10 protein-coding genes and 1 tRNA gene are annotated in these 11,051 nt (G+C 69.8%); 5 read left to right on the top strand and 6 right to left on the bottom strand.

Going from position 1 to position 11,051, the window contains the following annotated elements; all coding sequences use genetic code 11:
* Positions 1-20: 20 nt before the first annotated feature.
* The 3 genes from AAHF99_RS05045 (at position 21) to AAHF99_RS05035 (ending at position 3,786) form a co-directional block, all read left to right on the top strand.
* A complete protein-coding gene (locus tag AAHF99_RS05045; RefSeq protein ID WP_342162938.1) occupies positions 21-2,351 on the top strand; it encodes an ATP-binding protein in 2,331 nt (776 codons plus the stop codon).
* An 8-nt stretch (positions 2,352-2,359) separates the two neighbouring features.
* A complete protein-coding gene (locus AAHF99_RS05040) occupies positions 2,360-3,118 on the top strand; it encodes a DJ-1/PfpI family protein (protein ID WP_412759838.1) in 759 nt (252 codons plus the stop codon).
* 89 nt (positions 3,119-3,207) lie between these two features.
* The gene (locus AAHF99_RS05035) at positions 3,208-3,786 is read left to right on the top strand and encodes a glutathione peroxidase (RefSeq protein ID WP_412759837.1); all 579 of its coding nucleotides are present in this window, start codon (positions 3,208-3,210) and stop codon (positions 3,784-3,786) included.
* 78 nt (positions 3,787-3,864) lie between these two features.
* On the opposite strand, the gene AAHF99_RS05030 is transcribed toward AAHF99_RS05035, so the two are convergent.
* The 4 genes from AAHF99_RS05030 to AAHF99_RS05015 all read right to left on the bottom strand — a co-directional run bounded on the left by AAHF99_RS05030 (position 3,865) and on the right by AAHF99_RS05015 (position 8,792).
* A tRNA-Gln gene (locus AAHF99_RS05030) sits at positions 3,865-3,938 on the bottom strand.
* Between the two features lie 130 nt (positions 3,939-4,068).
* Positions 4,069-4,302, bottom strand: a complete 234-nt coding sequence (locus AAHF99_RS05025) for a hypothetical protein (RefSeq protein ID WP_243951807.1) — start codon at positions 4,300-4,302, stop codon at positions 4,069-4,071.
* Positions 4,303-4,324: 22 nt separating this feature from the next.
* A complete protein-coding gene (locus AAHF99_RS05020; RefSeq protein ID WP_342162937.1) occupies positions 4,325-7,564 on the bottom strand; it encodes a hybrid sensor histidine kinase/response regulator in 3,240 nt (1,079 codons plus the stop codon).
* Between the two features lie 154 nt (positions 7,565-7,718).
* Positions 7,719-8,792 carry a YeiH family protein gene (locus tag AAHF99_RS05015; protein WP_342162936.1) on the bottom strand — a complete coding sequence of 358 codons (1,074 nt, stop codon included), beginning with the start codon at positions 8,790-8,792 and terminating at the stop codon, positions 7,719-7,721.
* Between the two features lie 135 nt (positions 8,793-8,927).
* Here AAHF99_RS05015 and AAHF99_RS05010 point away from each other — a divergent pair, with 135 nt between their 5' ends.
* Both AAHF99_RS05010 and AAHF99_RS05005 read left to right on the top strand, forming a co-directional pair.
* A complete protein-coding gene (locus AAHF99_RS05010) occupies positions 8,928-9,179 on the top strand; it encodes a hypothetical protein (protein ID WP_342162935.1) in 252 nt (83 codons plus the stop codon).
* 65 nt (positions 9,180-9,244) lie between these two features.
* Positions 9,245-9,895, top strand: a complete 651-nt coding sequence (locus AAHF99_RS05005; protein ID WP_342162934.1) for an SOS response-associated peptidase — start codon at positions 9,245-9,247, stop codon at positions 9,893-9,895.
* Between the two features lie 27 nt (positions 9,896-9,922).
* Here the strand turns inward: AAHF99_RS05005 and AAHF99_RS05000 are convergent, their stop codons facing one another.
* Together AAHF99_RS05000 and AAHF99_RS04995 are read right to left on the bottom strand one after the other, a co-directional pair.
* Entirely contained in the window at positions 9,923-10,339 is a 417-nt protein-coding gene (locus tag AAHF99_RS05000) for a Ros/MucR family transcriptional regulator (protein ID WP_342162933.1), read from the bottom strand.
* 144 nt (positions 10,340-10,483) lie between these two features.
* Positions 10,484-10,963, bottom strand: coding sequence for a hypothetical protein (locus AAHF99_RS04995; RefSeq protein ID WP_342162932.1), 480 nt, complete (start codon positions 10,961-10,963; stop codon positions 10,484-10,486).
* Positions 10,964-11,051: the final 88 nt, after the last annotated feature.

Raw genomic sequence — 11,051 nt, 5'->3', positions numbered from 1 at the left:
CCGACGAACGGGAGCGCTTCGTGAACCACGCATGGTTGAGGCCGGGCCGCTCCGTGGCGGGCCGGATCGCCCTCGTCGTCACGGGCGCGGTGACGGCGGCCCTGATCCTCGCCGCGACCCTGTCGGTCTGGCGGGAGATCGACCGCTACACCGAGGAGCAGCGGACGCATCTCGATACGATCGCGGAGGTCTTCGCCCATGGCAGCGCGCAGGCCGCCGCCGCCGGAGACCGGAATGCCCTGAACGCCACCCTCCGGGCCATCGGCAAGGTCGAGCAGGTCGTCTACGGGGCCGTCATCGCCTCGGACGGCACGATCCTCGGCGAGCAGGGCCTTGCGCTACGCCTCGACAGCGACGCCGCCCTCGACGGCAAGCCGGCCTCGATGTGGAGCATCTTCGGCACTTACAATTTGCGCGGCGAGGCGGCGATCAGGGAGAACGGCGCCGAGATCGGCCGCGTGGTGCTCATCCGCAAGACCAAGTTCCTCACCGACCGGGTGGCGGAAGCCGCCCTCAATGCCGCCCTGGCGGCGCTGCTCGCCGTGGCCATCGGCATCGGCGTGTCCCTGCAATTGCAGCGCAGCGTCATGCGGCCCCTGGCGCTGCTGGCCGGCACCATGGACGCGGTTCGCCTGCGCCACGATTACACCCGCCGCGCCCCCGTGACGGGCGACGACGAGGTCGGCCGACTGGCCCGGACCTTCAACGATCTGCTCTCGGCCGTGAACGAGCGCGACGACCGGCTCGCCGCCCACAGCGCCCATCTCGAAAGGGAGGTCGAAGCCCGCACCGCCGACCTCAGCGAGGCCAAGCTCGCGGCCGAGTCCGCCAACGCCGCGAAATCCACCTTCCTCGCCACGATGAGCCACGAGATCCGCACGCCGATGAACGGCGTCCTCGTGATGGCGGAACTGCTCGCGGGCTCCGACCTGCCGCCGCGCCAGCGCCGCTACGCCGACGTCATCGCCCGCTCGGGCAAGTCCCTGCTGGCGATCATCAACGACATCCTCGATTTCGCGAAGGTCGAAGCCGGCAAGCTCGATCTCGAAAGCGTGCCGGTGAGCCCGGCCGAGGTGGCGGACACGGTCGTCACGCTCTTCGCCGAGCGCGCCCGCGCGGCGGGGCTCGGCCTGACGGCCCAGATCGCGCCGGAGGTGCCGGCGGCCTTCCTCGGCGATCCCGTGCGCCTCGGGCAGGTGGCGAGCAACTTCGTGTCGAATGCGCTCAAGTTCACGGCGGCGGGGGAAGTGTCCCTGCGCATGGCGATCGACCCGGCCGACGGTTTCCTCGTCCTCTCCGTCACGGACACGGGCATCGGCATTCCGCAGGACAAGCTCGGCACGATCTTCTCGGCCTTCTCCCAGGCCGATCAATCCACCACTCGGCACTTCGGCGGCACCGGGCTCGGCCTGTCCATCGCGCAGCGCATCGTGGAGGCGATGGGCGGCAGCGTCGGCGTCGAGAGCGAGGTCGGGGTGGGCTCGACCTTCTTCGCGCGCTGGCCCATCGAGGCGGTCGAGGCCGTCCCTGTCGCCGCGAACCAGCCTGCCACGGCCCTGCCGCGCTTCCCCCATGCCCGCGTGCTCGTCGCCGACGACAGCGCGGTAAACCGCGAGGTCGCGGTCGAGGCCCTGTCCCGCTGCGGCGTGACGGCCTTCGTGACCGTCGAGGACGGGCTCGCGGCGACCGAGGCGGCGGCGGCGACCCCGTTCGACATCATCCTGATGGACGGCAGCATGCCGGTGATGGACGGCTTCACCGCCTCCAAGACCATCCGCCAGCACGAGGCGCAGACGGGAGCCCGGCGCACGCCAATCATCGCGCTCACGGCCCATGTGCTGGCCGATGCCGCCGACGCGGCGCGGGATGCCGACATGGACGGGATCCTGCCCAAGCCCTTCACCCTGGCGCAGCTCGCGCAGCTGCTCCAGCACCATGACACGGGCGACGGTTCGGCCGTCGTCATCGACGCGCCTGCCCCGCAGGCGGACCCGGACGCGCTCCTCGATGGGGAAGTCATCGAGGGCCTGTTGAGCCTCGGTGACGGCGCCTTCCTCGCCCGCGTCGTGGACCTCTACCGGGCACAGGCACCCGTCGCCCTGTCGGCCCTGCGGGAGGCCATCACGGCGGCGGATCAACCCGCCATCGCCAAGGCGGCGCACAGCCTGAAATCCATGAGCGCCAATATCGGCGCGCACGTCCTCGTCGGGCGGCTCAAGCCCATCGAAAGCACGGCGCGCGACGGCGCCTCCACCGCCACGCAGGGCGATTGTGACGCCCTGGATTCCCTGCTCCGCGCCACCATCCTCCTTCTCGACCGGCAGACGACGGAGAGCCGGGCGGCGGCGTAGAGGATGCCATGGATCGAGTCCCCAGCCGGCGCGACATCGGCGCGGCGGCTCTTGCCGCCAGCCTCCTCGCAGCACAGCCGGTGAGGGCGCAGGCCAGGCCGGTGCGCATCGCCATGCTGCTCTATCCCGGCATGACGGCCCTCGATGTCGTTGGGCCGCAGGAGTTGCTGGCGGGGCTCGCTCCGGGGAGCCTGAGCCTCGTCGCGCGGACGAAAGGGGCCGTGGCCAGCGACACCGGGCTCGCCCTGGTCGCCGATACGGATTTCGACGGCTGCGCGAGGGACCTCGACGTGCTGTTCGTGCCCGGCGGCGACGGCACGCCCGCGCAGATGCGTGACGCCAAGACACTGGCCTTCCTGCGCGACCGCGCCTCCCGCGCGGCCTGGGTGACGAGCGTCTGCACCGGCTCGCTGATCCTCGGCGCAGCGGGGCTGCTCCAGGGCTACCGGGCGACGAGCCATTGGTCCGTCCGCGACCGGGTGCTTCCGCTACTCGGCGCCACCCCGGTGGCCGAACGCGTCGTGTTCGACCGCAACCGCGTGACGGCGGCGGGTATCTCGGCCGGTCTCGATTTCGCGCTGGCGCTGGCGGCCCGCCTTCGGGGCGATGATTACGCCCGCACGGCGCAACTGGTAGCGGAATACGCGCCGCGGCCGCCCTTCGCGGCCGGAAGCCCGGCATCGGCAGGGCCAGCGATCACTAAAGAGGCCGAGGCGATCCTGCGCAACCTCGTCGCCGGCTCCCTCGCGGCGGCCGAGGCGCGGTGACGCGCCGTCGCGGGTTCTGGCCAGACGCGACGGATCGTCTACATTCCGTCCCGGTTCGCATTGCGCCCCACACGACCGGGAGTCCTGCTATGCCTTCGTCCCCCCTCGGAACGGTCCAGCGCCGTCAGGCGCTCATGCTCGTCGGCGCCGCGATGGCGGGCGGCCTCGGCCACGCCCAGGCCGGCGAGACGCGCGCCGGGGCCTTCTCCTTCGAGAAGCCGGAGGGCGGCGTGCTCCCCCTGGCGAGTTACGCCGACAAGCCGATCCTCGTGGTCAACACCGCCACCGCCTGCGGCTATGCCGGCCAGTTCGTCGGCCTGCAGGGCCTCTGGACCCGGTTCGGCTCGCGCGGGCTGATGGTCATCGCCGTGCCCTCACCGGATTTCGGCAATCAGGAACCCCTCGACGGCGTTGCCATCGCGGAGGCTGCCCGCAAGAACCACGGCGTCACCTTCCCCGTCGTCGCGAAGGTGCATGTGAAGGGCCCGGCGGCCCATCCGTTCTACCGCTGGGCGGCGACCGAGAAGCCCGGCTCGTCGCCCGGCTGGAACTTCCACAAGTACCTCGTCGCCCGCGACGGCACGCTGCTCGCCTCGTTCCCGCACACGATCGACCCGACCGACCCGCGCATCATCACGGCCATCGCCAGCCAATTGCCGGCAGCCTGATTGCGGACACGACGAAAGCCCCGGCCGCAGGATCACTGCGGTTGAGGCTTTAACGACGTCAGGTTTTCAGAAAAGAGGTGGCTGGGGGACCTGGATTCGAACCAGGACTAGAGGAGTCAGAGTCCACCGTTCTACCGTTAAACTATCCCCCAATAAGCCTTTGTGGCGGCTCAGTCTCCCGTTCCCTTGTCCGAACGGGAGAGGTCCCGAGGCGTTGCCGTCGGGATGCCGTCAGATAGGGGGAAAGGCCGGACGGGTCAACTGGCCCGGCGGGCCTTTATGCTATCGGCCCATGCTGGCCCACAGCAGGGCCAGGATCGCCGCGCCGATGAGGTTGTAGGCGGCGGCCCAGAGCCAGACACCCTTGAACACCCTGGTCGGGATCCGCGGCCGGTGCGCGCCCGTGCGGTGGCGGTTGCGATCCTCCGGCGTCGGCCAGATCGCGCCCTTCGGCCCCTTGAGGTGCCGCGTCAGGCTGTCGGGCAGGCGGGGCTCGTCCGGATCGGGCCGTTCCATCCTTCCGCCTCCCGCCCCCGTTCTATCCCGCCCCGCGTCGTCGCAGGCGCCCGCTCAGTGCCACCTTGCGGAAGGCCCCCGCCACCTGCTCGGCGGAATAGGGTTTGCGCACCAGATCGAACCCGTGATCGTCCTCGCGGGCCAGCACGTCGCTGTAGCCGGAGGTGAGGATCACCGGCAGGTCCGGGTGGCTCGCCCGCAAACGCTTCGCGAGCTCGATCCCGCCCATGCCCGGCATCACTACGTCGGAGAACACCGCTTCGAACCGGAACGGCACCCGTTCGATCTCTTCCAGGGCCTCCTCGGCGTTATGCGCCCAGACGGTCGAGTGGCCGAGATCTTCCAGGATCTGGGTGCAGAAGCGCCCGACCTCAAGGTTGTCCTCCACCACCAGCACGCAGAGGCTGCGCTCCTCCGGCTCCGGCGCATCGACGACCGCCTCCGGTTTCGCGTGCGGGGTCGCCTCCGCTTCGGGCAGGTAGAGGGTGAAGACGGTGCCCTGGCCGAGGGCGCTCGTTACGTCCACGTCGCCGCCCGATTGCTTAGCGAAGCCGATCACCTGGCTCAGGCCCAGCCCCGTGCCCCGGCCGACCTCCTTCGTGGTGAAGAACGGCTCGAAGATACGGGAAAGGTGCTCCTGCGGAATGCCGCAGCCCTCATCGACCACGGAGACGGCGACGAAGGGGCCGGGCGCCCCGGCATGGCCGCGAATCGGCGGCAGGTATTGGCCGCGCGCGATGCGGATCACCATCTCGCCTTCGCCGCGCATGGCGTCGCGGGCGTTGACGGCCATGTTGACGAGGGCGGTCTCGAACTGGCTCGCATCAGCGCGGACGTGGCAGCGCGTGTCGGGCTGCTCGGTGCGCACCTGGATGCGGGCGCCCGTCACGGAATTGAGCATGTCCGCGACCTCGTCGAGGCGCGCCCCGACATCGAACACCTCGGGCTTCAGGGCCTGGCGCCGGGCGAAGGCGAGAAGCTGCCCGGTGAGCTTGGCAGCCCGGTCCACCGTCTCGGACATCGCGTCCATGTAGCGGACGCGCCGCTCCTCCGGCAGGTTCGGCCGGCGGAGGAAATCGACCGACGAGCGGATGATCGTCAGCAGGTTGTTGAAGTCGTGGGCGACGCCCCCGGTCAGCTGGCCGACCGCCTCCATCTTCTGCGCCTGCCGCAGGGCGTCCTCGGCGTTGGCCAGCGCCTCGGCCTGCTCCTTCATCACGGTGACGTCGCGCACCGTGGAATAGATCTTCCCGTCCTTGGAGACGGCGTTCCACGACAGCCACCGGTAGCTGCCGTCGCGGTGGCGGTAGCGGTTCTCGAAGGCGAGTTGCGGTGCGCCGCGCGTGAGGCCCCGTGCGGCGTTGCGCGTCGTCTCCTTGTCGTCCGGGTGGACGAAGTCGAGGAAGGGGCGGGCGGTCAGTTCATCGGCGGACCAGCCCAGCGTCGCCGCCCAGGCGGGGTTGAGGCTGACGATGTAGCCCTCGAAATTCGCGACGCAGAGCAGGTCGGTCGAGGCCCTCCAGATCTGGTCGCGCTCGGCGGTGCGCTCCGCGATCTGCTGTTCCAGCGTCGCGTTGAGGTCGCGCAACGCCTGCTCGGCGGCGCGCAGTTCGGCGACGTCGGTGTTCGTGGCGAACCACCGCTCAATGGAGCCGTCGGCGTTGCGGATCGGCACCATGCGCGTGAGGAAGGGGCGGAACGTGCCGTCCCGGCCCCGCAGGGGGAAGGTCATCTCGAACGGCTCCCCCGTCGAGAGGGAGCGGTTCCAGCGGCTCAGCACCTCCGGCAGGATCGTGGGGTCGTGCGCGACGGTCCAACCCCAGCCGAGGAGGGAGCCAGACTCCGCGCCGGTGTAGTCGTACCAGCGGCGGCTGCACCAATGGACGTGACCGTCCGCCCGGCTCATCCAGCACAGGATCGGGATGTTGTCGGCCAGGACCTCGAACTCGAAGGCCTGCTCGCGCAGGGCCGCGCGAACCCGGTCGCGCTCCTGCACGAGGGAGCGGCGCTCATCGAGGTCGATCAGCACGCCGGGGAAGGCGAGGGGCCTCCCGTCCGGCGCGCAATCGACCCGGCCGTTGGCCTCCAGCCAATAGTAGTTCCCGTCCGCGCGGCGGACGCGATACTGGTGCGCGTAGCTGCCGCCCCGCGCGATGGCCTCCTCAATGGCTTCCGCGAGGGCCGGCTTGTCGTCAGGGTGAACGGTGTCCACCACCTGCGACAGGCTCAGGCCGGTCCGCCCCAGGGCGGGGTCCAGCCCGAAGCTGCGAGCGAAGCCCTCGTCCACGGTGAAGCGGTCGGCGGTCAGGTCCCAGAACCACGTGCCGATGATCGCCCCCGCCGAGAGGGCGATCTGGACCCGGTCGGCATTCTCCCGCGCCAGGGCCTCGCTCGCCCGCAGCCGCTCTTGTTGCGCCACGCGGGCGGTGATGTCGCGGTAGAACAGGGCGAGCCCGTCGCCGACCGGATAGGCGCGGATGTCGATCCAGGTGATGCGCCCGTCGCCGGCCGAGGCGGCGTGCTCCATCGTGAAGGGCTCCCCGTCGCGCAGGGCCTTCCGGTAGGCCGTTTCGAGAACGGGATCGGCCTCCGGATAGGCCTCGCGGTAGGGCCGCCCGACGATCTCGCCGGGGCCGCGCCCATCCATGCGCAGGCCCTCAGCATTGATGTCTGCGATCGTCATGTCGCGGCTGAGGAGGGCGAAGGCCTCGCCCATGTTGTCGAGCACGTCGTGCGCCCGGTCGCGCTCGGCGCGCAGGGCATCCTCGAAGTCGCGCTGGCGGCGCTCGGCCTTCACGCGCTCCGTGGTCTCGTTGGTGAGGATGAACAGGCCGGCGATCTGCCCGTCCGCGTCGAGGATGCGCGAGTAGGAGAAGCTCCACCACGTCATCGCGTCGCCGCGATCCGTGTCGAGGGTCCAGGGTAGGTCGTTGAAGCGGGTGGAGCGGCCGGCGAACGCGTCGTCGATGATCGGCTTCGCCTGATCCCAGCCGTCCGCCCAGACCTTGTCGAACCGCTCGCCCATCGCCCAGGGCAGGCGCGGCCCGAGGAGCGGGAAGTACGTCTCGTTGAAGAAGAAGATGAGGTCCGGCCCCCAGGCCAGGATCATGCTCTCGGGCGAGTTCAGCACGAGGCTCAGCGCCGTGCGCAGTTCCGGCGGCCAGGTCTGCGGGGGGCCGAGGGGATGGCCGGTCCAGTCCCGCTCGCGGATCATCCGCGTGGCCTCGCCGCCGCCGGCGAGGAAGGCGAGGGGATCAGACAACGGATTCGTCCCGCGCGGAGGGCATCCACGACGACGGAAAGACGGATCCTGGCATCGTAAGCCGCATAGGGGGCCTATGACCAAGGCGTAAGCCGCGCGCAAGGGCGCGGAAGCCTCACACGCAGGCCGCGAACGCTCCGAGCGGCTTCGCGCCTCAGGCGATACCGAGGAAGCGGATCAGCGCAAGGCTGATGGCAACCAGGACCACGAGGGAGCCCGTCACCGCCAGCGTCACCCGGCCGCCGACGCGGGCGAGGACGCGGACATCCACACCGAGCCCGAGGGCCGCCATGGAGAGCACGGTGAGGAAGCCCGCGAACTGGGTGAGCGGCTTCACCGCCGCATCCGGGATGAGACCGAGCGAGCGCAGGGAGGCGAGGACGAGGAAGCCGAGGATGAACCACGGCACCAGCTTGGTGAAGCCGAGCCTGCCGCCCCTGCGCGGCACCGCGCCGCCATCTTCGGCGGGCAGGCGCGGGGCGATGAGCGAAAAGGCGACTACGACGGGGCCGAGCATCAGCACGCGCACGAGCTTCACCAGGGTGCCGACCTGGGTGGCGAGGAGGCTCACCGGCACGGTGGCGGCCAGCACCTGCGGCACCGCGTAAACGGTGAGGCCGGCGAGCACGCCGTATTGGTTGTCGCTCATCCCGGCGAGGGGCACGAAGAGCGGCAGGCCGAGCACCATCAGCACGCCGAGCACGGCGGTGAACGCGATGGAGGCGGCGATGTCCTTCGGCTCGGCGCCGATCACCGGAGCGACGGCGGCGATGGCCGAGTTGCCGCAGATGGCGTTGCCGCAGGCCACGAGGATCGCCATGCGCGCGGGCAGGCCGAGGAGCCGGCAGATGCCGTAGCTCGCGGTGATGCCGATGGCGACGGTGCCGACGATGCCGGCGATCAACGCCGGGCCGGAGGCGAGGATCGCCCCGAGGCTCAACGAGGCGCCGAGCAGGGTGACGGCCACTTCCAGCAATTGCTTGGCCGAGAAGGCGATGCCGGTGCGGAAGCGCGCGCCGGGCGTCCAGAGGGTGCGGACGGCGATGCCGAGGAGGATCGCGAGGACCAGGGCCTCGACGTAGGGATGAGAGAAGATCCTTTCTTCCATCGCTTGTCCCGACACGGCGATGAGGGTGATGGCGAGGCATACGCCGATGCCGGGCAGGATCGAAGGGGACCGGACGGCCTCGCCCTGCGCGGGCGTCTGCGAGGATGCTTGCGAACTCACGATCTGCCTTCCCAGCCTCCGGAAAAGAAAATGTTCGTCGGGCGCCCGCTGGAGAGAAGGACACTCTCTCAAGCGCCGCAAGTTCGGAATACGCCTCCATTGCACGAAAGGGGTCCGAGCGCGACATTTCCCAACATGCGCAACACGTCCGCCATGGCGACTTTCTCTCAGGCCGAGACCGCCTTCGACCCGTTCGGTGAGCCCGTCACCGAGGGCGTCGCGTCCGCCTGCACGAGCAATGCCGGCGACCGGACCGCGCGGCGGATCGGCGGGGCGGTGTTCTGGAGCCTCGCCCTCGCGATACTGGCTGGCCGCGTCTATGCCTACGACCTGCCGGTGACGCAGACCGTCGTGGCCTACGCGACGCAGCTGGTCTCGATCCACTAGGCGCGCTTTTCCGGTCAACGCCGCGCGCGCGATGCCGTAAGGCTGGCGCGAGCGAGCGGTGAGCCATGTGCAATCTTTACAGTCTCGGCCGGCATGGTCCTGCGGCCCTGCGCGCCTACTTCGGCGCGGAGCGCGACGAGACCGGCAACATGCCGGAACTGCCCGCGATCTTCCCCGACCAGATGGCCCCGGTTGTCGTGGCGGGGGAGGGGGGCCGCACCCTCACCATGATGCGCTGGGGCATTCCCGGCCCGAAGGCGTTCGGTGAACGGCCCGTCACGAACGTGCGCAACGTGGCCTCGCCGCATTGGCGGCCCTGGCTGAAGCCGGCCTATCGCTGCCTCGTGCCCGTGACGGCCTTCTCGGAATACGCCGACACCAAGCCGCGCAAGACGCCCGTCTGGTTCGCTCTCGACGAGGAGCGCCCGCCCTTCGCCTTCGCCGGCATCTGGCGCCCCTGGACGGGGGTTCGCGGCACGAAGGCCGAGAACCCCGACCGGGTGGAGGAGGAGCACCGGCTCTTCTCCTTCCTCACCACCGAGGCGAACGGCGTCGTCGGGCCGGTGCACCCGAAGGCGATGCCGGTCCTGCTGACGAAGCCGGAGGAATGGGCAGCGTGGCTCGAAGCGCCGACCGCCGAGGCGATGACGCTTCAGCGTCCGCTGCCCGACGACGAGATGGTCGAGGTGGCGAGGGGTGCGCGAAAAGACCCCTGATCTCCGAGATCAGGGGTCGCGTTCGCGTCAGGAGGCGAGGCGCGTGGTGCTCGGCGAACCGAGGCCGTTCGCCTTGGCGAGGCTCGACCGCCGCTCGCTGTAGGCCGCCGCCACCATCGGGTAATCGGCCGGCAGGCCAAATCGCTCGCGGTAGGTCTCCGGCGTCAGGCCGTTCGCCGTGAGATGGCGCTTGAGGGTCTTGTACGACCGGCCGTCGATGAAGCTGATGAGCCGGTCGTGCTGGACCGACTTGCGAATCTGCGCCGCGGTGATCGCGGGCGCGGGCTCCTCCGCCGGGGAGGCGCGGCCCTCGCCCAGGGCCACCAGGGCGGCGTGAACCTTGTCGATCAGGGCCGGCAAGTCGGCGATGGCGACATGGTTGTGTGCGACGTACGCGACGACGACGTCGCTGGCCATATCAATGTAAGCGGAGCCCTGCTCCATCGCATCCTCGGTCGTTTGTTGATGTTCGATATTCCCCGCCCATGATGTGTCAGAGCGCCGCACAACTCAAGTTGGATTTATTATGCAGGAGCGTGCGTGGCGACATCAGCAAGAGACGCAACTCCACTTGCCAGTGCTTCCCGTTCAGCAGCCTTTGCAGATCGGCGAGCCCGCGGACTTGCCACCGTTGATTAGGTTCTGCATGGCGGCCTCGCGGTCATAGTTCGCGCCCGTTGCCGGCCCTGCGGCCGAGGCGGCGGCGGGGGTGCTCGGCCCCCCGGCGTCCTTCGTACCGGCACCGAAGGCCGGCACATTCGCCCTTGCCGTGCCGGGCTTCAGCTTCTCCCAGTGATCGCGTGCCCGGGCCGATTCGCTCAGCGCGGATAGCGGGTTCACATGCGCGGCGGCGCCCTCGGGGATCGACCGCGTGGGATCGCCCGGCATCCGGGCGGGGACTTCTTCGAAATCGGGAGGGAGCGCGGCGACCCGCGCCGCCTCGGGTGTGGCCACGGTCGCGGCGGTCACATCCGGCTGAAGGGAACTGTAGGTGCTGGAGCCTGTCGGCGAGCGCAGCGAACAGCCTCCGGTCGCCAGGGCAAGACCGGCGACGGCGATAAGCGTCATTCTCATGGCTTTGCGCGGGTGCCCCTTGCGGCGGAAAACTACTGAGCTTGGCTTTAACACTTCGGTAGGGATCGGTGCAATTTTCGCT

The sequence above is a fragment of the Methylobacterium litchii genome (assembly GCF_038442315.1).
In the GTDB taxonomy this organism is placed as follows: Bacteria; Pseudomonadota; Alphaproteobacteria; order Rhizobiales; family Beijerinckiaceae; genus Methylobacterium; species Methylobacterium litchii.
The sequence above is the reverse complement of the archived record's forward strand: the minus strand, read 5'-3'. Positions and strand labels throughout refer to the sequence as shown.